24 protein-coding genes are annotated in these 26,766 nt (G+C 73.1%); 12 read left to right on the plus strand and 12 right to left on the minus strand.

The features are described 5' to 3' along the window. Window positions 1-65: 65 nt before the first annotated feature. Window positions 66-1,310 (minus strand): hypothetical protein, encoded by a 1,245-nt coding sequence (locus tag IEZ12_RS14445; protein WP_189272399.1) that lies wholly within the window; start codon window positions 1,308-1,310, stop codon window positions 66-68. A gap of 192 nt (window positions 1,311-1,502) precedes the next feature. On the opposite strand from IEZ12_RS14445, the gene IEZ12_RS14450 reads away from it, so the two are divergent. The 10 genes from IEZ12_RS14450 (at window position 1,503) to IEZ12_RS14495 (ending at window position 11,573) form a co-directional block, all read left to right on the plus strand. Further along, a complete protein-coding gene (locus IEZ12_RS14450; protein ID WP_189272400.1) occupies window positions 1,503-2,390 on the plus strand; it encodes an LLM class flavin-dependent oxidoreductase in 888 nt (295 codons plus the stop codon). A 120-nt stretch (window positions 2,391-2,510) separates the two neighbouring features. After that, on the plus strand, window positions 2,511-3,851 hold the full coding sequence (locus tag IEZ12_RS14455; protein WP_189272401.1) for an RND transporter family protein: 1,341 nt from the start codon (window positions 2,511-2,513) through the stop codon (window positions 3,849-3,851). Window positions 3,852-4,054: 203 nt separating this feature from the next. Beyond that, complete coding sequence (locus tag IEZ12_RS14460) at window positions 4,055-4,927, plus strand: hypothetical protein (RefSeq protein ID WP_189272402.1); 873 nt, start codon at window positions 4,055-4,057, stop codon at window positions 4,925-4,927. A gap of 34 nt (window positions 4,928-4,961) precedes the next feature. Further along, on the plus strand, window positions 4,962-5,903 hold the full coding sequence (locus IEZ12_RS14465) for a hypothetical protein (RefSeq protein WP_189272403.1): 942 nt from the start codon (window positions 4,962-4,964) through the stop codon (window positions 5,901-5,903). Continuing rightward, the gene (locus IEZ12_RS14470) at window positions 5,900-6,790 is read left to right on the plus strand and encodes a hypothetical protein (protein WP_189272404.1); all 891 of its coding nucleotides are present in this window, start codon (window positions 5,900-5,902) and stop codon (window positions 6,788-6,790) included. The genes IEZ12_RS14465 and IEZ12_RS14470 overlap by 4 nt, the downstream gene beginning before the upstream one ends. Beyond that, complete coding sequence (locus tag IEZ12_RS14475; protein ID WP_189272405.1) at window positions 6,787-7,836, plus strand: hypothetical protein; 1,050 nt, start codon at window positions 6,787-6,789, stop codon at window positions 7,834-7,836. The genes IEZ12_RS14470 and IEZ12_RS14475 overlap by 4 nt, the downstream gene beginning before the upstream one ends. A gap of 161 nt (window positions 7,837-7,997) precedes the next feature. Continuing rightward, window positions 7,998-9,002, plus strand: coding sequence for an ABC transporter ATP-binding protein (locus IEZ12_RS14480; protein WP_189272406.1), 1,005 nt, complete (start codon window positions 7,998-8,000; stop codon window positions 9,000-9,002). Further along, on the plus strand, window positions 8,999-9,895 hold the full coding sequence (locus IEZ12_RS14485) for an ABC transporter permease (RefSeq protein WP_043915431.1): 897 nt from the start codon (window positions 8,999-9,001) through the stop codon (window positions 9,893-9,895). The genes IEZ12_RS14480 and IEZ12_RS14485 overlap by 4 nt, the downstream gene beginning before the upstream one ends. Before the next feature lie 9 nt (window positions 9,896-9,904). Then, window positions 9,905-10,846, plus strand: coding sequence for an ABC transporter ATP-binding protein (locus IEZ12_RS14490; protein ID WP_043915433.1), 942 nt, complete (start codon window positions 9,905-9,907; stop codon window positions 10,844-10,846). 10 nt (window positions 10,847-10,856) lie between these two features. Beyond that, on the plus strand, window positions 10,857-11,573 hold the full coding sequence (locus IEZ12_RS14495) for an ABC transporter permease (protein WP_043915434.1): 717 nt from the start codon (window positions 10,857-10,859) through the stop codon (window positions 11,571-11,573). A gap of 75 nt (window positions 11,574-11,648) precedes the next feature. Here IEZ12_RS14495 and IEZ12_RS14500 read toward each other — a convergent pair whose 3' ends face one another. Both IEZ12_RS14500 and IEZ12_RS14505 read right to left on the minus strand, forming a co-directional pair. Then, a complete protein-coding gene (locus IEZ12_RS14500; protein ID WP_189272407.1) occupies window positions 11,649-12,893 on the minus strand; it encodes a CynX/NimT family MFS transporter in 1,245 nt (414 codons plus the stop codon). A 60-nt stretch (window positions 12,894-12,953) separates the two neighbouring features. Next, window positions 12,954-13,673 carry a FadR/GntR family transcriptional regulator gene (locus IEZ12_RS14505; protein WP_100589526.1) on the minus strand — a complete coding sequence of 240 codons (720 nt, stop codon included), beginning with the start codon at window positions 13,671-13,673 and terminating at the stop codon, window positions 12,954-12,956. 347 nt (window positions 13,674-14,020) lie between these two features. Here IEZ12_RS14505 and IEZ12_RS14510 point away from each other — a divergent pair, with 347 nt between their 5' ends. Further along, window positions 14,021-15,871, plus strand: coding sequence for an LCP family protein (locus IEZ12_RS14510; RefSeq protein WP_189272408.1), 1,851 nt, complete (start codon window positions 14,021-14,023; stop codon window positions 15,869-15,871). A gap of 70 nt (window positions 15,872-15,941) precedes the next feature. On the opposite strand, the gene IEZ12_RS14515 is transcribed toward IEZ12_RS14510, so the two are convergent. From IEZ12_RS14515 to IEZ12_RS14555, 9 genes are all read right to left on the minus strand, one after another. Further along, window positions 15,942-16,760 (minus strand): HAD family hydrolase, encoded by an 819-nt coding sequence (locus IEZ12_RS14515; protein WP_043915438.1) that lies wholly within the window; start codon window positions 16,758-16,760, stop codon window positions 15,942-15,944. Between the two features lie 77 nt (window positions 16,761-16,837). Next, entirely contained in the window at window positions 16,838-18,115 is a 1,278-nt protein-coding gene (serS, locus tag IEZ12_RS14520; RefSeq protein ID WP_189272409.1) for a serine--tRNA ligase, read from the minus strand. A gap of 655 nt (window positions 18,116-18,770) precedes the next feature. Then, entirely contained in the window at window positions 18,771-19,706 is a 936-nt protein-coding gene (gene pheA / locus IEZ12_RS14525) for a prephenate dehydratase (RefSeq protein ID WP_100589081.1), read from the minus strand. A 135-nt stretch (window positions 19,707-19,841) separates the two neighbouring features. Further along, window positions 19,842-21,056: a Dyp-type peroxidase gene (locus tag IEZ12_RS14530; protein ID WP_229847533.1), complete on the minus strand. Its 1,215-nt coding sequence runs from the start codon at window positions 21,054-21,056 to the stop codon at window positions 19,842-19,844. Beyond that, a complete protein-coding gene (locus tag IEZ12_RS14535; RefSeq protein ID WP_189272411.1) occupies window positions 21,053-23,107 on the minus strand; it encodes a copper resistance CopC/CopD family protein in 2,055 nt (684 codons plus the stop codon). Before IEZ12_RS14535 ends, IEZ12_RS14530 begins: the two co-directional genes overlap by 4 nt. Window positions 23,108-23,116: 9 nt before the next feature. Then, window positions 23,117-23,593, minus strand: a complete 477-nt coding sequence (locus IEZ12_RS14540; protein WP_189272412.1) for a copper chaperone PCu(A)C — start codon at window positions 23,591-23,593, stop codon at window positions 23,117-23,119. Continuing rightward, window positions 23,590-24,273 (minus strand): SCO family protein, encoded by a 684-nt coding sequence (locus IEZ12_RS14545; protein ID WP_189272413.1) that lies wholly within the window; start codon window positions 24,271-24,273, stop codon window positions 23,590-23,592. The genes IEZ12_RS14540 and IEZ12_RS14545 overlap by 4 nt, the downstream gene beginning before the upstream one ends. Before the next feature lie 109 nt (window positions 24,274-24,382). Then, on the minus strand, window positions 24,383-25,099 hold the full coding sequence (locus IEZ12_RS14550; protein WP_189272414.1) for a YcnI family copper-binding membrane protein: 717 nt from the start codon (window positions 25,097-25,099) through the stop codon (window positions 24,383-24,385). A 148-nt stretch (window positions 25,100-25,247) separates the two neighbouring features. After that, window positions 25,248-26,069 (minus strand): hypothetical protein, encoded by an 822-nt coding sequence (locus tag IEZ12_RS14555; RefSeq protein ID WP_229847535.1) that lies wholly within the window; start codon window positions 26,067-26,069, stop codon window positions 25,248-25,250. A gap of 230 nt (window positions 26,070-26,299) precedes the next feature. On the opposite strand from IEZ12_RS14555, the gene IEZ12_RS14560 reads away from it, so the two are divergent. Then, the coding region (locus tag IEZ12_RS14560) for an ATP-binding protein (RefSeq protein ID WP_229847536.1) at window positions 26,300-26,766 on the plus strand (467 nt) is incomplete at its 3' end.

Consider the following 26,766-nt stretch of genomic DNA (forward strand, 5'->3'; position numbering starts at 1 on the left):
AAGGACGTTCGATCCGGCTCGGTGTCCGCCGTCGGCGCGGGCAGGATGCCTTCTCGGTCTCCCTCCTACGGATGGTCGGGCTGACGCGGTACGCGCTCTGCTCTGCTGAACTTCCGTCGTCGGCCGCCGGCGGCGAGTTCGCCGAGACGCTCGCCGATCACGGAGACGCCAGGGCGGGGCTCGCTCTCGTAGTACCAGGGCTTGCGCCGGCGAAGCAGTTCGTCACCGTGTTCGGTCCAGGTGAATCCGGGCTTCCGCAGCAGCTTCCGGAACACCTCGTCGACGGTCTCCGGGTGGGCGGCGGCCAGCCGGCGGATCGGCAGTGGCGCGATCGACTCCTCGCGCAGGTACACGCGCAGCAGGTCCTGGTGCTGCTTGCGGCCCGCGACGGCCGGGTCGGTGAAGAGGCTCCGCAGCATCCCGTAGTCCGGGTAGAAGTTGAGCCCGTCGACGTCGTCATAGATGACGCCGACGGTCTCCGAATCCGCGAGTCCTCGCGGTAGTTCGAAGGCCGGGAAGTCCAGGCCCGGGAGCCGCCTGCCCCGGACTCGGTCGGGCTGTTCGGCGACGGCGGCGTGCTGTCGGTGCCGGTAGTAGGAGTTGAGCAGCTCCTCGGCCTCGGCAGGGAGAAGGACCAGTTCGTCGCTGCCGCAGAACTCGACGAACGCGGCCCGGTCCTCCCGCATCGAGCGCCATCCCTGTTCGATCTTCTCGGGGTTGCGGAAGACCAACGAGGGGCGGCTGGTGGCAAGTTGGAGCGCGGCCCGGGCGATCTCGGTGGCGCTGGACCTCGGGTAGGGCGACATCGCACCCGAGATCAGCCACGCCCCGTCGGCCGAGTGGACGGGCACCAGGCAGGCGAGGAGGAACCCTCCTGCGGACACTCTGCGGAAGGCCTCCCGCCCGACGTTCGAGTAGGTGCGGTACTCCAGGTCGTCGACCAGGTTCAGCAGGACGACCGCGTCCCCGTCCTTGCGCCGGACCTCGAAGACGCCCTCGACCGGGTCACGCCAGCCGAGCAGCATCGCTCGATCGGCCTCGGTCAGGTCCCGCTGCCCTGCGACGAACCGGTCCACCACGGTCGTACCGCCCGGCAGTGGGTACCGGAGGATGAAGTGATCGATGATCCGGACCGCCTCAGCCTCATCCAGCCGCCGCTCAGGGCCCGCGGCTTCCAGCAGGAGCGGGGTCAGCCACCGGTCGAACCGCGCGCTCTGGGCGAACTCGACCAGTTCGCCCTTCAGTTCGGCACAGCGCTCGATCAGGCCCCGCAACGGTGTCTCGTCCTCGCTCCGCACATCGACAGCCATGCGAGCCCTCCCGCTCTTGAAGGTTCCGACGCTCACTGTGCCCAGCAGTGGCGGTATGCCTCGACCCGCTCCGCCCCGCCCGGAGCCGGTTCCGGCCTGCTCAGCGCGCCTACGGGGCCACGCTAGCCGACCTGCCCGCACCGTTGCGCGAGTGCTCCGAAGGTGCGCCGAATGTGTGCGTATCGTCGTTGTATGCGCTTGAGTACCGTTATCCTCCCCATCCACCGGTGGGCCGAGGGACAGAAGATCTGGCGGCAGGCCGAGGAGCTCGGCTTTCACGCGGCCTACACGTACGACCACCTGAGCTGGCGGAGCTTCCGGGAGTCGCCCTGGTTCGGGTCGGTTCCGACTCTGACGGCGGCGGCGTGTGCGACCGAGCGGATTCGGCTGGGGACGCTGGTGACCTCGCCGAACTTCCGGCACCCGGTGACGTTGGCGAAGGAACTGATCACGCTGGACGACGTGTCCGGTGGGCGGGTGACGCTGGGGGTCGGGGCCGGCGGGACGGGGTTCGACGCGACGGCGCTCGGGCAGGAGGCCTGGTCGCCGAAGGAGCGGGCCGACCGGTTCGGCGAATTCCTGCCGTTGCTGGACGAGTTGCTGCGGGAGGACGCGACGACGCGGGACGGCGCGTACTACTCGGCGGTGGAGGCGCGGAACATCCCCGGCTGTGTGCAGACGCCCCGGGTGCCGTTCTACGTCGCGGCGGCCGGGCCGCGCGGGATGAGGCTGGCCGCCGAGTACGGCCAGGGCTGGGTGACGTACGGCGACCCGAAGGGGCCTGCCGAGGTGCCGGTGGAGCAGGCGCCCGGCGTGATCGCCGGACAGTTGGCGAAGCTGGCCGCAGCCTGCGAGCAACGGGGCAGGGACGTCGGCGAGTTGGAGAAGGTGCTGCTGCAGGGGTCGACCGTCGAGCGGCCGCTGCAGTCCGTGGACGCCTTCGTCGACTGGGCGGGGACGTACCAGGAGCTGGGCATCACCGAACTGGTGGTGCACTGGCCCGTTCCGGACTCGATCTTCGCGAACGACCTCGCGGTCTTCGAGCGGATCGCCACCGATGGCCTGGCGCAACTGAGTTGATGGAGCGTCAAGTGATCCGGTGGGCCCGGTCAGGGGCCGGGGCGGGCGTGGTCGGAGGGGAGTCCTAGGCTCGTCGCAACCCGGCGCCTGCCGGGGCGAGGGTCTCTGAAGGGGGTACCGATGAGCGGGGAAAGCGGCGGTCACGGGCAGCAGCCCGGCGGGCAGTGGGGGCACGGGCAGCCCCCCGGGCCGGGCTACTGGCCGGGGTACGGGCAGCCCGGTGCGGGTGGGCCCGGCGGGTGGGGGCAGGGGCCGTGGGGGGCCGTGCCGCTCGCGCCGAAGCCCGGCGTGATCCCGCTGCGCCCGCTGTCGTTCGGCGAGATGTTCAACGCCGTGTTCGACACCATCCGCCGCTACCCCAAGGCGCTGTACCTGCCGCTGCTCGCGGTGGCGGGCATCGGCGTGGTGCCGGTGGTGCTGGTCATGGTGCTCTGCGTGGGCAGCCTGCGCGACGCGCTCGACCGGCTGCCGGACGGGGACGAGGCGGCCACCGCGCAGCAGATGTGGGACGTGATGGGCCCGATGCTGCTGGTGTTCCTGGTGTGCGGACTGGCGCTGCTCGCCGTGTACCTGGTCGCAGCCCCACTGTCGACCGTGGTGCTGCGGGCAGCGGCGCTCGGCCGCCCGATGACGACCGGTCAGGCGTGGAAGGAGGCGGCGCCCCGGCTGTGGCCGGCCGTGCAGTCCGAGGCCACGGTGATCGGGCCGATGATCCTGGCGTACGTCCTGTCGCTCGCCGTCCCGTTCGGCCTGGCGGTGTGGACCAGCAACCCGCTGCCGATGCTGTTCGCGTTCCTGCTGGTCCCGGCCGTCGGCATCACCATCCTGTTCGTCGCCATCCGGCTGACGCTGCAGGTGCCGGTGCTGGTGCTGGAGGAAGCCAGGCCGGTCGCCGCGGTCCGCCGGGCCTGGCGGCTCAACGAGGGCAACTGGTGGCGCAGTCTGCTGCTGAGCATCGTGGTGTCGATGGCCGGCCGACTCGCGGCCAACATCGTGCTGGTCCCGCTCTGGGTCGTCATCACCAGCCTGATGCCGACGCTGGTGATCGACGACGTCGACGCGCAGCGGCCGAGCGAGATGATCAGCACCGGCGGGCTGACCGTCGTGATGGTGCTCGGCGCGCTGCTGATGCTGCTGTTCACCGTGGTGACGGCGCCGCTCTCGCCGCTCGCCAACGGTGTGATGTACATCGACCGCCGGATCCGCAAGGAGCGCCTCGACATCGCCCTGGCCGAGGCCGCCGGCATCCGGCTGTCCGACCCCGCCGCGCAGCCGACTCCTCCGACGCAGCCGACGCCTCCCGCGCCTCCCGCGCCGCCTGCGCCGCCCACTCCGGCCGCCCCGGCGGAACCGGTCGCGCAGCCCGCGCAGCCGACGCCGGAGGAGCCGTCCGCCGCGCCCGCTGATGCCCCGTCGGAGCCGCCTGCTCCGTCCACGAAGGATGGCCCGGGCGCGAGCTGAGCCGGGTGGGGTTGCGTTTCGGTCACGGCCTGTCCGATTGGCCGGGAATTGCGGCAAATCGGTGGCCCAATCGTGTTGTTGACGACTGCACAGGGCTCTCATAATTCGTGCACCGCATGGTGACACCGGTGCCCGAGAGCCGACCGGGGGGACGGCTCGTGCCGTGCTGTGCGGTCGTCCACGCGCACTCTGGGGGGAGACCCTTGTCCGTTTCCGAACCGACCCCTGGTCAGGAGCCGGCCGCCGAGCCCGCCGACCGGCCGGCGGCCACCGAACCCACCCCGTCCGCCCCGGCCCCGGCCGGCCCCGAGCAGACCGTCGTCGAGCAGCCGGCCGCCGACCGCGGGCTGCCCCGGGCGGCGGGCGTCGCGCTGTCGGTGGCCGTGCTGCTCGCGGTGACGGCGACCAGTGCCGCCGTCACCGTCGCGGTGGGCAAGCCCGACCGGGCCGCGCACGTGGCTGCCGCCCCGGCGCCCGCCACCAGCGCCTCGGCCAGTGCGAGCGCCTCGCCCAGCCCGTCGCCCACCCCGACCCCGACGCCGCCCGCGCCGCCGCGTCCGGCCAGCACGCTGCAGGGCAGCGTCTCCGACGGCAAGCACAGCGGCGACCTGCGCTACTTCCTGCTGCCGGTGCCGGACAACGCCGACCCGTACGGCTCGCCGGACGGCGCGATGCTGAGCACGGACGACCTCCAGGCGCAGTACAACGACAGCGTCGACATCAAGGAGGTGCTGGACTCCTGGGGCTTCAAGGACGCCGCCGGCCGCACCTACCGCCTGCGGGACGGCAAGACCGAGGTGCGCTCGGAACTCAAGCGCTTCGGCCGCACCGACCGCGCGCAGGGCTTCGCCGACCACTCCAGCTACAGCAGCGACTCGTTCGACATCGACGGGGTGTCCAACGCCAAGGGCTACATCTTCAAGCCCAAGCAGCAGGCGTACACCGGTGCGCTGATCGGTATCGGCGTGGTCGGCGACGTGGTCTACGAGATCACCGTCGAGGTGCAGGGCGATCCCGACAAGGCGCTGCTCTTCGACGCCATGAAGCGCGAGCGCGACCGCCTCACCAACGGCTGACGGCCGTCCCGAACTCTTCTTCCAGGAGAACCAGTTGAGCACCGAGTCCACGGGCGCCGCGGAGCCCGGGGCGGCCGCCGCCGTGCCGTCCGAACCCCCGACGGCCATCCCTCCGGCACCCACCGAGGCACCCGCGTCCGCGACTGCTGACGCACCGTCCGACGCACTGTCCAAGACGCCGACGGCCGAGCAGACCGAGGCGTCCGAGCCGGCCGAGCAGACCGCGCCGGCCGAGGGCTTCGAGCAGGCCGAGACGCTCGCCGCGGGTGAGGAGCCCGCCCGCAGGAAGCGGAAGCTCGGGGTCGGCGCCATGCTGCTGATCGCCGTGGTGGCCGGTCCGGTGATCGGTGGGGCCATCGGCTACGGCATCCAGGCCGCCCGTCCGGCGACGCCGCTGCCCGAGCTGGTCGCGCCGAAGCTCACGTACTCGGCCGAGCGGGTCGACCCCAAGGCGCTGGCCGCGGCCGGCCCGCAGCCGCTGAACATCGACGGCGACCTGCGCGAGCTGCTGATCAAGCGTCCGGACGGCACCAAGGACCTGCTCCTGGGCGACGGCGACGGCTGGATGACCGCCGACGACCAGGCGGAGACCTTCGGCGACAGCGCCGAGGCGTTCAACAACCTGCTGAGCAGCGGTTTCCGTCGGCAGGCGGCGGTCGGCTGGTCGGTCGACGACACCCAGTACCGGGTGAACCTGATGCAGTACAAGCCGGAGAGCGCGGCCGGGGCGATCTCGGCCATGGTCCCGCGCACGTCCGGCATGGATCTGTCGAAGATCCCGGGCAACGACGACAGCATGATCATGGTCGCCCAGGAGGCCACGACCTACGCCCGCAGCACCGAGAAGTACTACTGGGCCGAGGCCCTGGCCCGGAAGGGCACCGTGCTGATGTTCGTGTCGGTCCACTCCAAGAACCCGGTGGACCGGTCCCAGCTGGAGGACATCGCCAAGCGACAGTGGGAGCGTCTCGCGTGACCGACATCGAATCCCCCGAGCCGGCCGCGCCCGCGCAGCCGCCCGCCGTCACCCCGGCCGCCGAGGCCGCGACGGTCGACGCCGCGGTTGTCGAACCGGGCACCGCCGTACCGGAGTTCACCACCGCCGAGGCCGCGCAGGGTGCCGCCCCGGCCGTGAAGCCGCGCCGCACCGTGCAGAAGGCCGTCGCCGCGGTGGTCGCGGCGGCGCTGGTCGGCGTCGGCATCGGCGAGGTGATCATCGAGGTCCACTACAAGGACTCCCCGGCTCCGGTGGCCGCGGCGCCCGCGCCCTCGGCGAGCCCGAGCCAGGCGTGGGGCGCGAAGTCCAACGGCAACCACTTCGGCAGCCTGCGCGACCTGCTGCTGCCGGTGCCGTCCGCCTACGAGCTGGGCCCGGACTACAAGTCGATCGGCAACGACAACGAGATCCGCGACGCGGACCTGGACAAGGTCCTCAAGGAGACCCTCGCCGACGTCCCGGAGAAGTACCGCAAGGACGCCGAGAGCGCGCTGTCCTCGCTGCACATCCAGGCCATCGGCGCCCGCAGCATGACCTACATCGACAACCGCACCACGGTGACGCTGGTGCTGAGCCAGTTCAACCAGCAGGCGGTGGCCGCGGAGAACAACTCGTACGGCAAGTGGTACACCGACAACGAGCTGTACCGGGCCGGCCCGGGCGTCGCCGGGCACGCGGAGGCGCACTGCGCTCTGCCGACGCTGAAGGCCGGCGACCAGCTGGACTATCTGCAGTGCTACGCCGGCGTGGGCGACCTGCTGGTGCAGATGGACGTCGCCGGGGTCGCGCCCCTCGACCAGAACAGGGTCGTCGACCTGTTCCGTCAGCAACTCGACCGACTGGCCACCCCGGGAGCCACCGCATGAGCACCGACATCACCCCGAACCCCGGGCCGGTCGAGCCGGACGAGCCGACCTCCTCGACGACGGCCGACAGCAAGCAGGCCGACACGGCGCAGGCCGACACCAAGCAGACCGACGCCTGGACCGCTCCCGACCGGCTGGCGGGGGCCGACGCCGCGTCGGGCGGCCCGGCGGCGGACGACCCGTGGGCCGTCCCCGGCGAGGCCGGTGACGAGGCGTCGGTCGAGGCGCGCAAGCGCGACCACAAGCGGTTCTGGCAGGTCGGCGCGGCGGTGCTGACGACGGTGGTGCTCGGCGCGGCCACCGCCGTCGCGGTGACCCTGCCGGACCGCACCGACCTGCCCGGCCTCGCCACGCCGAACGACGGCCGGTACGCCTTCCCCGAGCTGACGCTGCCTCCGCTGCCGGCGGGCGCCTCGGCCCCGGCCGACAACAAGCTCAAGAAGCACACCGCGGACCTGCGCGGCCTGCTGCTGCCGCTGCCCAAGGGCGCCGTCGGCACCGGCCCGTCCGCCGCCCCGAACGCGAGCCCGAGCGGGGCCGCGTCCCCGAGCGCGAGCGCGTCCCCGAGCGCCTCCGCGAGCGCCTCCGCGACCCTGCCGCCGGTGGTGGGCCGCTGGGTGCCGTGCGACCGGGACGCGATGCTGGCCAAGGACGACAAGTACACGAAGTTCCTGATCAGCGACGCCTGCCGGGGTGCGGCCGCCCAGGGCTGGACCGCCAAGGACGGCACCCGCGCCGAGCTCCGGCTGTTCCGGTTCGGCTCGCAGGACGAGGCGAGCAACTTCTACTCGGGCGTCAACCTGATGACCGCGACCAAGGACATCGAGGCCTCCCACGTGGACATCGCCGCTTTCGGCTACCCGGTGGCGGTCGGCCAGGTGAACGTCCGGGACTCGGACGCGAAGTCCGGCGACCGGCCCACCGGCCGGATCGGCTGGCTGCAGTACGGCGACGTGGTCGGGCTGGTCCAGCTGACCAACCCGCAGGGCGTCCCGGACCAGGCGTTCCGCCAGGTAGTGCTGCTGCAGAGCGCCATGCTGGCCTGAACGAGGCTGCTGGACATCGGAGTTGACGCATCATCGGTGTATCGATGAACCGGCCCCGCGCCCGGTACCCCTAGGGGGCGGGGCCGGAGCGTCATCCCGTGGACGGACGAAAGGTCAGCTTCTCAGCGCATTCCGCAGCGCGGGTGACCGGCGTTACGTTGATGACCGTGTCCACAGTCATCAAGACGGACGGCCTCACCAAGAGGTTCCCCCGGGTCACCGCCCTCGACCGGCTCACCGTGGAGGTGCAGCCCGGCGTGGTCGGACTGGTCGGAGCGAACGGCGCGGGCAAGTCCACCCTCATCAAGATCCTCCTCGGTCTGTCCCCCGCCACCGAAGGCACCGGCCGGGTGCTCGGCCTGGACATCGCCACCCAGGGCGCGGAAATCCGCGAACGGGTCGGCTACATGCCCGAGCACGACTGCCTGCCGCCGGACGTGTCCGCCACCGAGTTCGTGGTGCACATGGCCCGGATGTCCGGCCTGCCGGCCGCCGCGGCCCGCGAGCGGACCGCCGACACGCTGCGCCATGTCGGCCTGTACGAGGAGCGCTACCGCCCGATGGGCGGCTACTCGACCGGCATGAAGCAGCGCGTGAAGCTCGCTCAGGCCCTCGTCCACGACCCGCAGTTGGTACTGCTGGACGAGCCGACCAACGGCCTCGACCCGGTCGGCCGGGACGAGATGCTCGGCCTGATCCGCCGCGTCCACACCGACTTCGGCATCTCGGTGCTGGTCACCACCCACCTGCTGGGCGAGCTGGAGCGCACCTGCGACCACCTGGTGGTGATCGACGGCGGCAAGCTGCTGCGGTCCTCCTCCACCGCCTCGTTCACCGAGGCCACCCAGCTGCTCGCCGTCGAGGTCACCGACCACCCCGTCGACCGCGCCTTCGACTCCGAGGCGGTGCTGCGCGAGCGGCTGACCGCCGCCGGGCTGACGGTGCGCGCCGACGGCGGCCGCATCCTGCTGGTGGAGCTCACCGGCGACGAGACCTACGACACCGTCCGCGACACCGTGGACGACCTCGGCCTCGGCCTGATCCGGCTGGAGCAGCGCCGCCACCGGGTCGCCGAGATCTTCAGCACCGACTCCGAGGCAGCAGAACAGCACGAGGCGCACCACGAGCAGGCCGCGGCCGTGCCGGCAGGAGGCGAGCAGGCATGACCACCCCCGCCCAGACCCACCGCGGTGTCATCCACGACATCGGATACCGCCCGTACACCGGGCCCCGGTTGGGCCGCCGCTACGCGACCCGCTCGCTGTACGTGCAGAGCCTGCGCGCCGCGTTCGGCCTCGGCCGCTCCGGCAAGTCCAAGGTGCTGCCGTTCCTGCTGTTCGGCGCACTGGTCGCCCCGACGCTGGCGATCATCGCCATCGTCGCGTTCGCGAACCTGAAGCAGATGCCGATCGACTACAGCGTCTACCTGTCGAGGTTCGGGGTGCTGGCGCAGATCTTCCTCGCCGCGCAGGCCCCCGTGCTGATGTCCCGCGACCTGCGCCACCACGTCGTCCCGCTGTACTTCTCCCGGCCGGCCAGCCGCAGCGACTACGTGGCCGCCAAGTTCGCCGCCATGGTCAGCGCCCTGCTGATCATCATGACGCTGCCGCTGCTGGTGCTGTTCGTCGGCGCGATGCTCAACAGCTTCCCGGTCGGCGACAACCTGGCCCACCTGATGTACGGCCTGATCGCCGCCGTCCTGTACGCGCTGCTGTACTCCGCGATCGGCCTGCTGATCGCCGCCGCCACCCCGCGCCGCGGCTTCGGCGTCGCCGCCATCATGGGCGGCCTGATGATCACCAGCGGCGTCTCGCAGATCGTCCGCGCCCTGACCGGCGGCTTCGACCCGGTTCCGAGGGAGTCCGCGCACTGGGCCGAGCTGATGTCGCCCACCCGCACCGTCGAGGGCCTGGTCAACACGCTCTTCGACACCGGCGGCGAAGGCTTCGACCGGATGGCCGCCCCCGGCACCGCCGGCGTGCTGGTGTACGGCGCGGTGATCGTCCTCCTCACGGCCGGCAGCTACGCGTTGATGCTGCGCCGCTACCGGAACGTCTGAGAGGCAGCCATGGCCGTCATCACCATCGACAAGGTCTCCCGCTGGTTCGGCAACGTGGTCGCCGTCAACGACGTCACCATGACCATCGGACCGGGCATCACCGGCCTCCTGGGCCCCAACGGCGCCGGAAAGTCCACCCTCATCCACATGATGAGCGGCTTCCTCGCCCCCTCCTCCGGCGCGGTCACCCTGGACGGCGTCCCGATCTGGCGCAACCAGCAGGTCTACCGGCAGATCGGCCTGGTCCCCGAGAAGGAGTCGATGTACGACTACCTGACGGGCTGGGAGTTCGTCCTCGCCAATGCCGAACTGCACGGCCTCGCCGACCCCGGCGCCGCCGCCCGGCGGGCCCTCGCGCTGGTCGAGATGGAGTACGCCCAGGAGCGGCAGACCGGCACCTACTCCAAGGGCATGAAGCAGCGCGTCAAGATGGCCTCCGCCCTGGTCCACGACCCGGCGGTGCTGCTGCTGGACGAGCCGTTCAACGGTATGGACCCCCGCCAGCGCCTCCAACTCATGGAACTGCTGCGCCGGTTCGGCGCCGACGGGCGCACCGTGCTGTTCTCCTCGCACATCCTCGAAGAGGTCGAGCAACTCGCCCGCCACATCGAGGTGGTGGTGGCCGGACGGCACGCCGCCTCCGGCGACTTCCGCGAGATCCGCCGCCTGATGACCGACCGCCCGCACCGCTACCTGGTGCGCTCCAGCGACGACCGGCGGCTCGCCTCCGCGCTGATCGCGGACGGCTCCACGGCGGGCATCGAACTCGACGCCAAGGCCCTGCCCGAGGGCGGCTCCGCCGCGGGCGCGCTGCGCATCGAGGCGATCGACTTCCAGCGTTTCACCACCCTGCTGCCCAAGGTCGCCCGCGAGGCCGGCATCCGGCTGTACACCGTCTCCCCGGCCGACGAGTCGCTGGAAAGCGTCTTCTCGTACCTGGTCTCGTCCTGAAGGGCCCACGATGAACACCACCGTCGCCAGGCTCACCGCGCGCGGCCTGTTCGGCCGCCGGCGCGTCCTGATCCTGCTGGCCGTCCCGGTCCTGCTGCTGGTCATCTCGGTGATCGCCCGCAACAGCGACCTCGACAAGCTGGAACTCGCGCACAGCATCCTCGGCAACCTCGCCCTGGGCACGCTGGTCCCGATCACCGGCCTGATCGTCGGCACCGGCGTGATCGCCACCGAGATCGAGGACGGCTCGATCGTCTACCTGCTGGCCAAGCCGCTGCCGCGCTGGCAGATCGTCACCACCAAACTGGCCGTCGCGATCGGCGCCACCTGGCTGCTGGCCGCCCTGCCGACCTACGTGGCCGGCCTGATCGTCTACGGGACGGCGGACAACCTGGCGCTCGGCTACGCGCTCGGCACCGTGGTCGCCGGCACCGCCTACAGCGCGCTGTTCCTGCTGCTCGGCGTGGTCACCCGGCACGCGGTGATCGCCGGTCTCGCGTACGCGCTGATCTGGGAGAGCCTGATCGGCAACTACGTCGAGGGCGCCCGCACCCTGTCCGTCCAGCAGTGGGGCCTGTCGGTGACCCAGGCGATCGCCGCCGACGGCACCGTCACCGCCCCGGTCGGACTGACCACCGCGGTGTGGCTGCTGATCGTCGCCGCCGTCGGCGCCACCGCGCTGGCCTCGGTCAAGCTGTCCGGCCTCACCCTCAACGGCGAGGAGTAGGCCCGCCCGTACGACGCGGAACGGCGGGGACGGCATGCAGCCGTCCCCGCCGTTCCGTCGTTCCCGATGCTGCCGTCAGACCGTCCGGTCGCGGCCCGCGCCCCAGCCGGCCACGGCCGCCACCGCGGCCAGCACCAGCATCACGATCAGCGTCGCGTCCCAGCTGCCGGTCAGCTGCTTCAGCGCGCCGCCGCCGACCGGGCCGGCCGCCGCCACCAGGTAGCCCACCGCCTGACTCATCCCGCCGAGCCGCGCCGCACCCAGCACGCTGTCGGTGCGCAGCACGATGAACGCCAGGCCCAGGCCCAGCGAGCCGCCCTGCGCCAGACCCAGCACCGCCGCGGAGAACCAGGCGCCCGACACCGGGGCCAGCAGCAGCCAGGCGATGCCGGCCGCGTTCAGCCCGGCCATCGCCAGCGCCAGCCCGCGCTGCCGGGTCATCCGGCCGGCCGCCAGCGGCACCAGGAACGCGCCGACCACCTGCACCAGGTTGCTGAACGCGAACACCAGACCGGCCTCGCCGCGCGGCATCCCGTGGTCGGCCAGCACGGTCGGCATCCACGCCACCAGGGTGTACACCAGCAGCGAGGAGATGCCCATGAACGCGCTGATCTGCCACGCCAGCGGGGACTTCCACGGGCTGACGGCCGGCTTCTGCGGCACCGCCGCCGGGGCCACCCGCAGCGGCACGGTGGCCTCCTGACGGGCCTTCAGCACCTGCGGCAGCCAGGCCACCGCGGCGACCAGCGCCAGCACCGACCAGGCGCCCAGCGAGGCCTGCCAGCCACCGCCCAGGGCGTGCTCCAGCGGCACCGACAGCGCGGCCGCCATGGTCGCGCCGACCAGCATGGTGGTCGAGTAGACACCGGTCATCATGGCCGCCCGGTGCGGGAACTCCCGCTTCACCAGGCCCGGCATCGACACGTTCAGCACCGCGATCGCCACGCCGATCACCATGCAGCCCGCGTACAGCGTCCACACCGACGGCAGCACCCGCAGCAGCACGCCCGCGCCCAGCGCCAGCACCGCGCCCAGCACCACCCGCTCGGTGCCGAACCGGCGGGTCAGCCGCGGCGTCAGCGGCGCGCCCACGCCCTGGAACAGCACCGGCACCGTGGTGATCAGGCCGCTCGCCGCCGCGGACAGGCCGAAGGTGTGCTGGATCTCCGCCACCATCGGCGAGACCGCCGCCAGGCAGGCCCGCATGTTCAGGGCCACCAGCACGATCCCCACCAACAGCAGGGCGGGGTGCGCGAACTTGGCGGTTCGGGTACCGACCTTCGGATCGAGGACGGGCTGCACGGCACGGGTGACCGACATGGCAGGGCTGACTCTCTGTGCGGGTGGAAGAAGAAGGAGGACCGGGCGGCGGGCGGGGCGTTACTTGCGCGCGGCGATCTCGGCGAGCAGCTGCTCCACCGCCGCCGTCGGCTCCGCCAGCAGCGCCCGACAGGCCGCCTCGGCCCGCTCCGGGTCACCGCTCTCGATCGCGTCGACCAGCGCCGCGTGGGTGCCGATCGCCACCTCCGGCATCTCGTGGTCGCCGAACGCCGCGCGCATCGACTCCCGCACCGAGGCCCCGAAGTACCGGTACACCTCGGTCAGCGCCGGATTGTGCGCCGCCTCCACCATCGCCGTGTGGAACTCCAGGTCGTGCTCGACGGTGGCCTCCCGGCCGGCCCGCTCGGGGTGCGCGGCCATCACTTCGGCCTCCCGGGCCAGCGCCGCCCGCATCCGGGCCAGGTCGTCCGGGGTGTGCCGCTCGGCGGCCAGCCGGGCCGCCTCGGTCTCCAGCGCGGCGCGCACCTCCAGCACGTCCCGCACCCCCGAGCGCTGCACCCCGCGCAGCACCGATGCCGGGTCGCTGGTCGAGCGGACGAACGTCCCCTCGCCCTGCCGGGAGACCAGCATCCCCGCGTGCACCAGCACCCGGATCGCCTCCCGCACGGTGTTGCGCCCCACCCGCAGCCGCTCGGCGAGCTCGTGCTCGGTCGGGATCCGCGACCCCACCGGCCACGCCCCGGCCGCCAGCTGCTCACGCAGCTGCTCGATCGCCTCGTCCACCAGCGAACGCCGCCCGGCCGCCTGCAGTCCCTCCACGCCGGGCTCCTTTCACGTCCACGGTTCGATGTAGGTCATCCTACAACTCCTTGCCCGGTCATCCTACAACCGCCCTGGCGTGCGGAAACGCGGGAGAAATCCGGGGACGGCCGCAGTGCGGGGAGGATCGCGCGAAACCGGTCGGCGCGCTGAAGTCGCCTGTCTCACACGGGAGAACGGGAACCGGCGGTCCGCACACGTCGTTCGAGTGCTCGGAGCGGTGCCCCGGGCCGTGACTCGGCAATGATCCCTTTATATGCTCCGCTCTCATAGCTTCATCCGTCCGCCCAGCAGACGGAGCGATTGCTGAGGCGCCCGAAGGCCGCCTCCGGTGAAGGGTGTTGTGTATGGCAGGCCAGAGGGCGGGGGCGTCGGACGGGGGCGCCGGCTGGTGGGAGAACGAGCCGCCGCAGGGCGACGCCTACCGGCAGGACGCTCCCTATCGCGACGACGCGCCGTCCCAGGGCGTCCCGCGCCGCCGCGCGGGCAGCCACGACGACGCACCGGCGCCCGGCGGCCGCGCCGAGTCCCGCCGCGCCCAGGCGCGCGGCTCGGCGGCCACTCCGCCGCGCGGCGCCGCGGCCACCCCGCCGCGCTCCGGGCGCCGTGCCGCTCCCGCCGCCGAGCCCGAGACCGAGTCGGCGGGCGGCTCCGGCGCCGGCGGCCGGGCCGGATCCCGCCGGGCGGCCGCGCAGGGCCGCCGCAAGCCCCGCCGCACCAAGAAGATCATCATCTGGTCGGTGGTCGGCGCCACCGTCGCCGTGGTCGGCAGCGGCGGCTACGTCTACTGGCGACTGAACGCCAACATCTCCGCCTTCGACGGCGAAGGCATCAGCAAGGACCGCCCCGCGGCCGCCGAGGCCGACTCCCAGGGCCGCCGCCCGATGAACATCCTGCTGATCGGCTCCGACTCCCGCTCCGGCAACAACAAGGACCTCGGTGGCGGCGAGGAGGGCGGCGCCCGCTCCGACACCACGATCCTGTTGCACGTCTACGCCGACCACAAGCACGCCGTCGGCGTCTCGTTCCCCCGCGACGCACTGGTCAACGTGCCCAAGTGCATGCTGCCGAACAAGAGCTGGACCAAGCCGCAGGCGAACGCCATGTTCAACAGCGCCTTCTCGGTCGGCAACAGCGAGCAGGGCAACCCGGCCTGCACCCAGAACACCGTCGAAGCGCTGACCGGCCTGCGCGTCGACCACACCATCGTGGTCAACTTCGAGGGCTTCGCCGCGATGACCAAGGCCGTCGGCGGCGTCGAGGTCTGCCTGCCGAACGCGATATACGAGAAGGACCTCAACCCCAACCTGCCCAAGAAGGGCAAGGAGATATATCCGAAGGGCGTGCAGACGGTCGAGGGCCAGGCCGCCCTCGACTACGTCCGACTGCGGCACGGCATCGGCGACAACTCCGACGTCGGCCGGATGCAGCGCCAGCAGGCGTTCCTGTCCTCGCTGATCAAGTCGGTCAAGAGCAAGGGCATGAGCCCCACCAACCTGCTGCCGCTGGCCGACGCCGCCACCAAGGCGCTCACCGTCGACCCCGACCTGGCCGGCGTCGACAAGCTGCTCAACCTCGGGACGTCGCTCAAGGACATCGACCTGCACGACATCAAGTTCCTCACCACCCCCTGGCACTACGAGAAGGAACGGATCGGCCTGAACCACCCCCAGGTCGACCAGCTGTGGGCCGCCCTCAAGGCCGACCGCACCCTCGACGGCGAGGACGCCAGCGGCGGCGAGCAGAGCGCCGCCCCGAGCGAGCCGGCCGCCCCGTCCTCCAGCGCCCCGCCGGCCCCGACCGCCAACGGCGCCGGCATCAAGGTCGGCGTCTACAACGGCACCACCACCGCCGGCCTCGGCACCAAGGCCGCCACGACGCTGAAGGGCGCGAACTTCACCGTCACCAGCACCAGCAACGCCAGCAACCAGAACCACGCCACCACCGTGGTCCAGTACGGCAGCGGCCAGAAGGCCAACGCGCAGGCCGTCGCCGCGCTATTCCCCGGCGCCACCATCGAGGCCGGCTCCACCGCCGGCATCGCGCTGGTGCTCGGCAAGGACTACGCGGCGGGCGCCGGCGCCGGCACCGCGACCAGCGGCGGCGCCGCCGACCCGGGCCCGGTCGCCTCCAGCGTCGCCAACTCCGCCCGCTCGGCGGACGACGACGTCTGCTCCAACGTCAGCTACGGCAGCTGACCGGCCCCAGCACGCACGAAAGCGCCACCGGCCCCGGGCCGGTGGCGCTTTCATGCGTCTGTCGCGCGGATCAGCCGCCGAGGCCGAACACCCGGTCCAGCACCACGGCGACGCCGTCCTCGTCGTTGGAGACCGTCACCTCGTCGGCCACCGCCCGCAGCTGCTCGTGCGCGTTGCCCATCGCCACCCCGTGGCCGGCCCACCGGAACATCGGTATGTCGTTGGGCATGTCGCCGAACGCGATGGTCTCGGCGGCGCGGACGCCCAGCCGGTGCGCGGCCAGCGACAGGCCGGTGGCCTTGGTCAGGCCCAGCGGCAGCAGCTCGACGATGCCGTCGCCGGCCATCACCACGCCGACCAGCTGACCGGCCACCGACCATGCCGCCTCGGCGAGTTGATCGTCCGTCAGCTCCGGGTGCTGGATGTACAGCTTGCTGACCGGCGCGGCCAGCAACTGCTCCGCGGCGACCTGGCGGACCGGCAGCCCGGTGGCGATCCGCAGCCGGTAGCCCGGCCCGGCCACCACCTCGCCGTCCAGGCCGTCCTGGTTGGCGGCGACCGCCAGCGGGCCCACCTCGGCCTCGATCTTGGCGAGCGCCAGCGCGGCCAGCTGCCGGTCCAGGGTGACCGAGGTGAGCAGCTTGTGCGCCCCCGCGTCGTAGACCTGGGCGCCCTGCCCGCAGACGGCGATGCCGGTGTAGCCGATCTCGTCCAGCACCGGCCTGGTCCAGCCCGCCGAGCGGCCGGTGACGATGATGTGCTGCGCCCCGAGCGCCGTGACGGCGCCCAGGGCCTCCCGGGTGCGGGCGGAGACGTTCTCGGCGCTGGTGAGCAGCGTCCCGTCGAGATCGGTGGCGACCAGCCGGTAGGGCAGGGCGTCGGTGCTCATGCGCGAAGTGCTCCAGATGCTCCGGGAACGACGGGTTGCGGCGGTACGAGGAGTACGGCCGGTGCCGGCGGTCGGCTCTACGCGGCCGCGGGCTCCAGCACGGCCTTCCCGCCGAGGAAGGGGCGCAGGGCCTCGGGCAGGACCACCGAGCCGTCGGCCTGCTGGTGGTTCTCCAGCAGCGCGACGATCACCCGGGGGACGGCGACCAGGGTGCCGTTGAGGGTGGCGAGCGGACGGACGCCGTCCTTGTCGCGCATCCGGATGGAGAGCCGGCGGGCCTGGTACTCGGTGGTGTTGGAGGTCGAGGTGACCTCGCGGTACTTGCCCTGGGTGGGGATCCACGCCTCGATGTCGAACTTGCGGGCGGCGGACGCGCCGAGGTCGCCGGAGGCGACGTCGATCACCCGGTAGGGCAGCTCCAGCGCGTTCAGGAAGTCCTTCTCCCACTGGAGCAGGCGGCGGTGCTCGGCCTCGGCGTCCTCGGGCGTGGTGTAGACGAACATCTCCACCTTCTCGAACTGGTGGACGCGGATGATGCCGCGGGTGTCCTTGCCGTAGGTGCCCGCCTCGCGGCGGAAGCAGGACGAGAAGCCGGCGTAGCGCAGCGGCAGCTTGTCGGCGTCCAGGATCTCGTCCATGTGGTAGGCGGCCAGCGGGACTTCGCTGGTGCCGACCAGGTACCGGTCGTCGTCCTGGAGGTAGTACACGTTCTCGGCGGCCTGGCCGAGGAAGCCGGTGCCGTCCATCGCGGCGGGGCGGACCAGCGCCGGGGTGATCATCGGCGTGAAGCCGGCCGCGGAGGCCTGCGCCATCGCCATGTTGACCAGGGCCAGCTCCAGCAGCGCGCCCGGGCCGGTCAGGTAGTAGGAGCGGGCGCCGGCCACCTTCGCGCCGCGCTCGGTGTCGATCGCGCCGAGCAGCTGGCCGAGTTCGACGTGGTCGCGGGGCTCGAAGCCCTCGGCGGCGAAGTCGCGGGGGGTGCCGATCTCCTCAAGGGTGACGAAGTCCTCCTCGCCGCCGACCGGGGCGGCCGGGTCGATCAGGTTCGCCAGCGAGCGCTGCAGGCGCTCGGCCTCCTCCTTCGCCTCGCTCTGCGCGGCGTCGGCGGCCTTTACCTCGGCGGCCAGCTCCTTGGTGCGGGCCAGCAGCGCGGCCTTCTCCTCGCCCTTGGCGGCGGCGACCTGCTTGCCCAGCTGCTTCTGCTCGCTGCGCAGTTCGTCGAATCGGGTGCCGGCCGCGCGGCGGCGTTCGTCGGCGGAGAGCAGGACGTCGACCAGGTCGACGTCCTCACCACGGGAGCGCTGCGAGGTACGTACGCGGTCCGGGTCGTCACGGAGCAGGCGAAGGTCGATCACGGATCAAGCCTACCGGTGGCAGGGTGGTCCGGTTCCGGCCAGTGCACGGCTTGGGCGGGTATGTCGCGCTCTGTCCGGAAATCTGGCATCCTGTGCCCGGCCATCGGCGCGGGGGTGTGGGAGAGCGCTCCGGGGCTGGGGATAACTCCCTCCTTCCTGTGGATAACCCCGGTGGACAACTCTGTCGGGGCTCAGTTATCCACAGGTGCGCGTCCAAGCCTGTGGACAGGGGAAAACCCATGGTCCGTAGGCTGTCGAACCGATGATTTCAGGTTTCAAACCTCGATACGTCTTCCCGAGTGAGGGAATTCGCTCGCTCGCACAGGTGATTTGTCGGCGCAGGGGTGACTCTGGTCCGATTAGTCCTCCCTATGCCCCTAGCTGATGATCTGACCGGGGCTGCGAGTGTCTTTACCGGTTTGTCGACTCCCGCCCTCCCTGTGGATAACTTCGCCGAACCTGGGGACAACCGCCCCTGTGGATGCCGGCCGCCGCCCTGTGGATGAACCAGCCGGTTCCCGAAGGCCCCGGAGCGCCGCCGATGAACGCCGGTCGGCCGGGCAGGTGACGTTCGGGCGTGTCGGAAATGAACGGAACGGGGCCCGGTGGGACCCCGTTCCGGCCGGAAACGCGTTCTTGCGCGGCGGCGCCGGCGTCAGAGTTCGCCGCGGCCGTCCAGGCAGCGCGACAGCCAGTCCGCGGCGTCCGTGAAATCCAGGTCCGAGGTGCCCTGCCGGAGCGGGAAAGCGGTGCCCCGGTCGGCCCGCGGGTACGAGCCGAGGAAACGCACCTGCGGGCACATCCGCTTCAGGCCCATCAGCGCCTCGCTGACCCGTCGCTCGCTCAGGTGCCCCTCGCAGTCGATCAGGAAGCAGTAGCTGCCCATGCCCTCGCCGGTCGGCCGGGACTCGATCCGCATCAGGTTGATCCCGCGCACCGCGAACTCCTGCAGCAGCTCCAGCAGCGCACCCGGGTGGTCGTCCGGCAGCCACACCACCATCGAGGTCTTGTCCCAGCCGGTCGCCGAGGACACCCGCCCCGGCCGGCCCACCAGCACGAACCGGGTGGTCGGCGCCGCCGCGTCCTGGATCTCGTCCGACAGCACCCGCAGCCCGTACAGCTCGGCGGCGAACGCGCCCGCCACCGCCGCGTCGTAGCGGCCGTCCTGGACCAGCCGGGCGCCCTCGGCGTTGGACGCCGCCGACTCCCACTGCGCGTCCGGCAGGTTCGCGGCCAGCCAGTGCCGCACCTGCGGCTGCGCCACCGGGTGCCCGGTGACGGTCTTCACGTCGCCCAGCGCGGTGTCCGGGCGGACCAGCAACGCGAACGAGATCGGCAGCAGCACCTCGCGGTAGATCATCAGCGCGCTGCCGTTGATCAGCTCGTCGCTGGTGGTGGTGACCGCGCCGTCCACCGAGTTCTCGATCGCCACCATCGCGCCCGCGGCCTCGCCCGCCCGCACCGCGTCCAGCGCCGCCGCCACCGACGCCACCGGCGTCAGCTCCCGCGTCCCCGCCTCCGGCAGGGTGCGCAGCGCCGCCTCCGTGAAGGTGCCCGCGGGACCGAGATAGGTGTAACGGGTCGCCGACATGACCGCCTCCGAACGAACAGCGTGATGCGAACCGCGTGGGGCCCGCAGGGCTCGATCTGCCACCTTAGCCACTTCCGGAGCCCCGCCGTGCCGCTGTCCGGACGGCGGGCAGCGGCCTCGAACGGCCGTGCGGCGTCAGCCCTCCAGCAGCGGCTGCCCCACGTACCCGTCCTCGGGCGCGCCCGGCGGCACCGCGAACAGCGCGCCCGCCTCGTGCCGCAGGAACCGCGACAGGCCGTCGCCGCGCGCCAGCCGCTGCTGCACCGGGACGAACCCGCGCGCCGGGTCGGCCTGGAACGCGGCGAACAGCAGGCCCGCGTCGGGAGCGCCGTCGGCCAGCAGGCCGTCGTGGAAGGAGAACCCGCGGCGCAGCATCGCCGCCCCGCCGTTGGAGGCGGGCGCGGCCACCCGGACGTGCGCGTCCGGGGCGATCGCCAGGGTGCCGTCCGGGGCGGTCGCCGCCAGGTCGACGGGGGTGCGCTCGCCCGCGTCCGGGCCGCCCGACAGCGGGGCGCCGTCGCTCTTGCGGCGGCCCACCAGCCGTTCCTGGCGGTCCGTCGGCAGCGACTCCCAGTCGTCCAGCAGCATCCGGATCCGGCGCAGCACCGCGTAGCTGCCGCCGGCCATCCAGCCGGGGCCGGTGGCGAACACCTTCGCGGCGAAGTCGGGGTCCTGCGGGCGCGGGTTGTTGGTGCCGTCGACCTGGCCCATCAGGTTGCGGCCGGTCATCGGCCGCGCCGTCGCGCCGGGCGTGCGGGAGAAGCCCGCCATCTGCCAGCGCGGCGCGGCCGTCCCCGCCGCCAGCCGGCGCAGCACCCGCAGCGCGTGCACCGCGACCAGCGCGTCGTCCGCGCCGATCTGCACCCACAGGTCGCCGTCCGAACGGGCCGGGTCGAGCGCGTCCCCGGGGAACGCGGGCAGCGCGGCCAGCGCGGGCGGGCGGCGGTCGGCCAGGCCCAGCTTGTCGAACAGGCCGGCGCCGAAGCCGAAGGTGACGGTCAGCGAGTTCGGGCCGGCGTCCAGCGCGATCCCGCCGCCGCCGTCCCCGCCCGGCTCACCGGCGGCCATCCGCGCGGCGGCCGCCGACCAGTCCCGCAGCAGCCCCGCCGCGCGGTCCCGCCCGGTCCCGGGCAGCAGGTCGAACGCCGCCCACTCCACCCGGGCCTGCGCGGGCTCCACGATGCCGCCCTGCCGGGGCCCGTGGAACGCCACCCGGGCGCTCCCGGGCGACGGCCTGGTCTCCCGTGCCGAGGCCCGCCCGCCCCACGCCCCGCCGACGGCGCCCACGGCCAGCCCGGCCCCGGCGCCGCCGAGCACCGCGCGCCGGGAGACCGCCGGTATCCCCGTCACTGGCCGACCTTCAACTGCTGGGTGGCCGTCACCTGGTCGAAGTCGGACGAGCGGACGGTCACCGAGACCACCCACACGCCGGCCAGCGGCAGCTGCGCGGTGCCGCTCCAGGCGCCGGCGCCCTCGGCCTGGAGGGTGACGGGCAGCGGGCCCAGGTCGCGGTCGGGCAGGGTGAACGCCAGCTGCACCTCGGGGACGTCGACCGGCTGCCCGGCCGCGTCGGTGAGCTTCAGGCCGACCGCGTTCGGACCGGTGCCGACCGGGTTCACGGTGACCACGGCGGTGCCCTTGGCGTTCGGGGTGCGGCCGCCGGTGTCGTACGGCAGCTTCAGCTCCTGCGTCCGGCCGGGCACCGCGGACGCCCCCGCCGCCGGGGCCGCGCCCGCTGCGCCGGGCTGCGCGGCGATCGCCTGCGCGACCCGCCCGGGCGGGGAGTTGGTGAGCATCGTGGTGACCACCAGGACCAGCACGGCGACGCTCGTCTCGACCAGCACGCTGCGCCGCAGCCCGGCCCGCACGGGCGAGCCCTCGGCGGTGCGCCGCTGGTGCGCCTTGGCCCGCACCGCCTGCTGACGGGCCAACTGCGCGGCCCGCTCGGGATCGGCGTCGTCGCCGGCGCCCGCGTCCCCGCCGGCTTCCTCGCCCGCGGCGACGGCGAGCGCGGGGACCGCCGCCGGGGCGGTGGCCGTCGCGTCGGCGGTGCGCAGCCGGGCGGTCCAGGCGCGGGAGATCCAGGCGACGCCGAGCATCGCCGCCACACAGCCGACCTTGACCAGCAGCAGCCGTCCGTACTCGGTGTCGACCAGCGCGCCCCAGCTGCCCAGGCCCCGCCAGGACTGGTACAGGCCGGTGCCGGCGAGCACCGCGACCAGCCAGAACGCCAGCTTGGAGAAGCGTTCGACGGCGGCGACGGGCAGGCCGTGGCGCAGGCCGGTGACCAGCACGGCGAGACCGCCGAGCCAGCCGGCCATGGCGAGCAGGTGCAGCGCGGCCAGCGGCAGCGCCAGCGGGACCTGGATGCCGACCGAGGAGTGGTCGGCCCCGACCCAGGTCGCCGACAGCGCGAGGGCCAGCGCGAGCCCGGCCAGGCCCAGCCCGAGCCGGGTGTCGCGCTGCGGGCGCTCGGCGGCGGCCCGCTCCAGCCGGCGCAGCTCCGCCTCCTCCTGGTCGATCCCCGCGTCGTCCGGGTCGGGGGTCGGCGCGGCCGGCTTCGGCTGCAGCCCCAACTGGCCGACCAGCAGCGACAGGAAGACACCGGCGGCGGCGAGCAGCAGCAGCCGGGCGGCGAGCGCGGTACCGATCCGCTCGTCCAGGGTGGCGCGCACCAGCGACAGGTCGAAGGCCTGGCCGAGGCCGGTGCCGCGCTCGTACGGGCCGCGCAGCAGCAGCACCGCGACGGTGGACAGCAGCAGAGCGACCCAGCCGGTCATCAGCAGCCGCTGCACGCCGCGCACGGCCGCGCCGGCGGGCCAGACCACGACGACGAACGCGGCGGCGCCGACCAGCAGCGCGAACGCGCCGTACGCGACGGTGCGGGCGGTGCCGTAGGCGAACGAGACCGCGCCGTCGGCCTTGGCGCCCTGGACGGCGGCGGCGTTCACGCTGGTGTCGGAGGCCGCGCCGATGGAGAAGGTGAACGCGCCGCCGATCGGGTGGGAGTCCTCCGAGACGGCCCGCCACGCCACCGTGTAGGTGCCGTTGCCGAGGCCCTGACGGAGCGCCACCCGGGCGGTGGCGGCCTTGCCGTCCACGTGCTCGGGCCTGCCGTCGTCGACGGCGGCGCCCCGCGGGTCGAGCACCCGCACCGAGTCCGCGGACAGCGACACGCCCTCGCTGAAGCTCAGGGTGACCGCGGCGGGCGCCGTCGGCACCACCGAGCCCTGCGCCGGGTCGGCGCTCTCCAGGGTGGCGTGCGCCGATGCCGCGGTCGCCCCGCCGAGCACCAGGGCGAGTGCCGCCACCAGCACCGCCAGCAGGGCGCCCAGCCGCCGCCGCTTCACCACCGTGATCACCTGTGCGCCTCTTCTCGTCGCCGCGCCGTCTGCTGTCATCGCCGGGACCTAACTTCCCGGACGGTACGTCAACGGCTTCACCGGAACCTTGACCACGACGGTGCCCGCCTTGGCGAACTCCAGGTCCAGTTCCAGTTCGTCGCCGAGGGCCGGCTGCTTCGACCAGTCCATGATCATCAGGTGGTTGCCGCCGCGGGCCAGGTCCAGCGTGCCGTGCGCGGGCACCTCCAGCTCGCCGACCTCCTCCATGCTCTTCTCGGTGGAGCGGTGCATGGTCACTGACCCGGCACCCGGGCTGCTCACCTTCAGCAGCCGGTCCGAGCCGCCGTCGTTGCGCACCGTCAGGTAGCCCGCGCCCATGCCGCCGGGGGTGGCGGGCAGCGGTATGTACGGGTCGGCCACCGACAGCTTCGGCGCGGCGGAGGAACTGCCCGAGGACTGGCAGGCCACCACCACGGTGCCCGCCGCCAGCGCGGTCGCCAGGCCGGCCCCGATCAGCGCGCTGCGCCGGAATCCGCGGCTCACACCGCCACCCCCTTGGCGAGCAGCTCCAGGTCGTGCCGGTAGGTCTCCACCGAGGTGCCGGCCATGTACAGCAGGTGCGCCTTGTCGTCGGTCGGCAGGAACGCCAGCACCTGCGCGCCGTGCGTGGAGGTCACCGAGCCGTTCGCGGCGACCACCGGGTCCTCGACCATGATGCCCAGCGGCTTGGCGGCGGCCTTCACCTTCGCCAGGTCGCCGGTCAGCCCGATGAAGTCCTTGCCCATCGAGTCCAGCCAGGTCCGCAGCACCTGCGGGGTGTCGCGCTCCGGGTCGGTGGAGACGAACACGATGTCGAGCTTCTGCCGCTCCTCCGGCGTCAGCTTGGACATCGCCACCCCGATGTCGCCCATGGTGGTCGGGCAGACGTCCGGGCAGCTGGTGTAGCCGAAGAACAGCAGCACGGTCCGGCCGGCGGTGCGGGCCTTCAGGTCGTACGGCCGGCCGCCGGTGTCGTTCAGCACCAGGTCCGGCTTGTCGAAGTGCTTGCTGAGCACCGTGCCCTGGTACTGGCTGGTCGAGGCCTGCTTGCTGACCTTCGCCGCCCCGCTGGTCTCCCCGCCGCCCGAGGACGACGAGGAGCAGGCGGACAGCGCGAGCGACGCGCCGAGGACGAGGGCGGCGGCCGTCAGGAGCCGGGGGCGGGTGCTGCGGAGGGATGCCAAGGGACTTTCCGTTCCGTACAGGAGGGCGGTGCGGGAGGACAGTGCGGGAGGGCGGTGCGGGACAGCGGAGGCCGGGCGGGGCCGCGGGTGCGGCCCCGCCCGACGGGGGTCAGTTCGCGGAGCGGCGGCGCAGCCCGGCCACGCCGAGCGCCGCGCCGATCACGCCGACCACGATGCCGACCACGCCCAGGGTGCGGGCGGTGGAGTCGGAGGACTTCGCGGCGGGCGCGGCCTCCTGCTTCGCGGAGGTGTCCGCCGAGTGGTGGTCACCGGCCGCGGCGTCGGCCTTGGTCAGGCTGAGCACCGGGGCGGGCTTGGCCGGCTCCGGCTGCCCGTCCTTGCTCTCCTCGATCCAGCGGACCACGTCGCCGTTGTCGTAGGTCTGCAGCGCCTTGAAGGTCAGCTTGTCGGTGTCGGTGGGCAGCGCGCCCAGCGAGACCTTGAACTCCTCGAACTGCCCGGGGGCGATTTTGGTGCCCGCGTCCGCGGTCCAGGTGATCTTGGAGACGGCCTCGGTGATCTGCTGGCCGTGCGAGTCCAGCGGCTTGTCGAGCTTCGACTTCTCCAGGGTGGCGGTCCACCCCGGCAGCGGCTGGGTGCGCACCGACGCCATCGGGTGGTCCAGCGGCAGGCTGACCTCCAGCTTCACGGTGGAGGCGGTGTCGCTCTCGTTCGGCACCCGGAACGCCACGGCGGTGTAGCCGCCCTGCTGGGCGCTGCCCGGCTGGACGGAGACGTGCGCGAAGGCGGGGACAGCGGACGCCAGCAGGGCACCGGCCGCCACCACGAGCGTGCCGACGGAACGACGGACGGAAAGCGAACGCATCAGGGGACTCCTGAGGGGAGAGGCCGCGCGACAGCGCGAGCCACGTGGGGATGACGGGGGAAGTGGGAGCCTCGGCCGAGCCGCATACGACGCGGACCCGGCGGCAGACAGCGGTGCGCGCCCGAACCCCGACCCCTGCGGGCCCGGTTCAGCGCGCGAACGCCACCGCGGGCGGTCCCCTGCGCAGCACGCTGTGCCGCAGCGCGGCCGCCACCGGCAGCCGCCAGTCCTCCGGCCGTCCGCTCCGGCGCACCGGCGCCGGGCGCGATTCACCCAGCAGCAGCGCCGCCAGCAGCGCCACCGCCGTCCGCAGCGGCGCCGCCCACTCCCGGGCGGTCAGCGCCGCCGCCCGCACCAGCTGCCACAGCGCGGCCTCGCCGCGCCGCAGCCACCAGCCCGCGACCACGGCCGCCGCCAGGTGGGCCAGCGCCATGCCGGGCGTCAGCCCCAGCCAGCCCGTCGCGTGCGGCATCGCCGCCGCGTACGCCTGCGGGTCCAGGCCCGCGGCGCTCACCACCTGGTCGGGCGTGGTGCCCAGCGGAACGACCGTCAGGCCGTCGCCGGGGGTGTCGTTGCACAGCAGCCGGCCCGCCACGGACATCACGCCGTCCGGCCCGCCGTTTCCGGCCATCGGCGAGGACGCCATCGCCATGCCGCCGCCCATGCCGTCACCGAAGCGGTGGAACAACAGGTGCAGGCCCAGCTGCCCGGCGCCCAGCGCCGCCGCGATCGCCCCCAGCGAGCGCTCCCGCCCGCCGAGCAGCGCCGCCGCCGCGCACACCGCGGCGAAACCCACCGCCAGCGTGTCCGGCGCCACCGCGCCGCCCGCCCGGGCGTGCCCGAAGGCCGCCACCAGCGTGCACACCAGCGCGAACGGCACCGCGCGCAGCACCCGCAGATCCCAGGCGGCAGCCGAGGCCCGCGCGGGCACGGCGGCGCCCCGGCGGGCGGCGGCGGTGGGGTCAGTCATGGCCGAGCCATCATCTCACCGCCTACAGCCGCTGCCGGGACAGGCCCCGGAACCCGCCGCGAATGGCGAGAACCCGACCGGCGCACTCACCCGTCCACGCGCCGATCGGCACACCGGACAGGGGCAGTCCATCCGCCGAACGGGCGGTACCGGCGCGTGCGGACGGTTCACCGCGCACCGTCAAGGAGATAGCTAGTTGTATGTGGAGCCGCAGCCAGGAGGGATCTCCCGTGGACATCTGGTGGACTCTGCACCTCAAGCGCGACCCGGCCAGCGTGCCGCTCGCCCGCCGCATTCTGCTCGGCGCCATGGACTCCGCCGGAGTCCACCCGCAGGACGCCTTCGACCTCGGCCTCGCCCTCACCGAGGCCTGCGCCAACGCGGTCGAGCACGCCGGGCCCGGGCACTTCGGGGACACCTTCCAGGTCACCGCCGCGCTCAGCGGCGACCGGCTGCGGATCGAGGTCGCCAACACCGGCGCGGCCCCGGGCCCGCCCGCCGCGCCCCGCCCGGGCCCGCGCCGCCGTCCCGCCCCTGCGGCCGACCGCCCCGCCGCCGACCGGCCCGCGCCGTACGGCCGCACCCGGCGCGGCCGCGCCTCCGTCCCCGCCCGGGTGCTGGCCACCCGCAGCCCCGCCGCCGACCGGCCCGCGCCCTACGACACCCACGTGCTGCCCCCGCTGCGCCCCGCCCTCCC

The sequence above is a fragment of the Kitasatospora griseola genome, assembly GCF_014648555.1.
In the GTDB taxonomy this organism is placed as follows: domain Bacteria; phylum Actinomycetota; class Actinomycetes; order Streptomycetales; family Streptomycetaceae; genus Kitasatospora; species Kitasatospora griseola.

Coding starts and splice junctions, on each gene's coding strand:
- IEZ12_RS14445 (WP_189272399.1), bottom strand. CDS start 1,310: ATGGCTGTCGATGTGCGGAGCGAGGACGAGACACCGTTGCGGGGCCTG.
- IEZ12_RS14450 (WP_189272400.1), top strand. CDS start 1,503: ATGCGCTTGAGTACCGTTATCCTCCCCATCCACCGGTGGGCCGAGGGA.
- IEZ12_RS14455 (WP_189272401.1), top strand. CDS start 2,511: ATGAGCGGGGAAAGCGGCGGTCACGGGCAGCAGCCCGGCGGGCAGTGG.
- IEZ12_RS14475 (WP_189272405.1), top strand. CDS start 6,787: ATGAGCACCGACATCACCCCGAACCCCGGGCCGGTCGAGCCGGACGAG.
- IEZ12_RS14480 (WP_189272406.1), top strand. CDS start 7,998: ATGACCGTGTCCACAGTCATCAAGACGGACGGCCTCACCAAGAGGTTC.
- IEZ12_RS14485 (WP_043915431.1), top strand. CDS start 8,999: ATGACCACCCCCGCCCAGACCCACCGCGGTGTCATCCACGACATCGGA.
- IEZ12_RS14490 (WP_043915433.1), top strand. CDS start 9,905: ATGGCCGTCATCACCATCGACAAGGTCTCCCGCTGGTTCGGCAACGTG.
- IEZ12_RS14495 (WP_043915434.1), top strand. CDS start 10,857: ATGAACACCACCGTCGCCAGGCTCACCGCGCGCGGCCTGTTCGGCCGC.
- IEZ12_RS14500 (WP_189272407.1), bottom strand. CDS start 12,893: ATGTCGGTCACCCGTGCCGTGCAGCCCGTCCTCGATCCGAAGGTCGGT.
- IEZ12_RS14510 (WP_189272408.1), top strand. CDS start 14,021: ATGGCAGGCCAGAGGGCGGGGGCGTCGGACGGGGGCGCCGGCTGGTGG.
- IEZ12_RS14515 (WP_043915438.1), bottom strand. CDS start 16,760: ATGAGCACCGACGCCCTGCCCTACCGGCTGGTCGCCACCGATCTCGAC.
- pheA (WP_100589081.1), bottom strand. CDS start 19,706: ATGTCGGCGACCCGTTACACCTATCTCGGTCCCGCGGGCACCTTCACG.
- IEZ12_RS14535 (WP_189272411.1), bottom strand. CDS start 23,107: ATGACAGCAGACGGCGCGGCGACGAGAAGAGGCGCACAGGTGATCACG.
- IEZ12_RS14550 (WP_189272414.1), bottom strand. CDS start 25,099: ATGCGTTCGCTTTCCGTCCGTCGTTCCGTCGGCACGCTCGTGGTGGCG.
- IEZ12_RS14555 (WP_229847535.1), bottom strand. CDS start 26,069: ATGACTGACCCCACCGCCGCCGCCCGCCGGGGCGCCGCCGTGCCCGCG.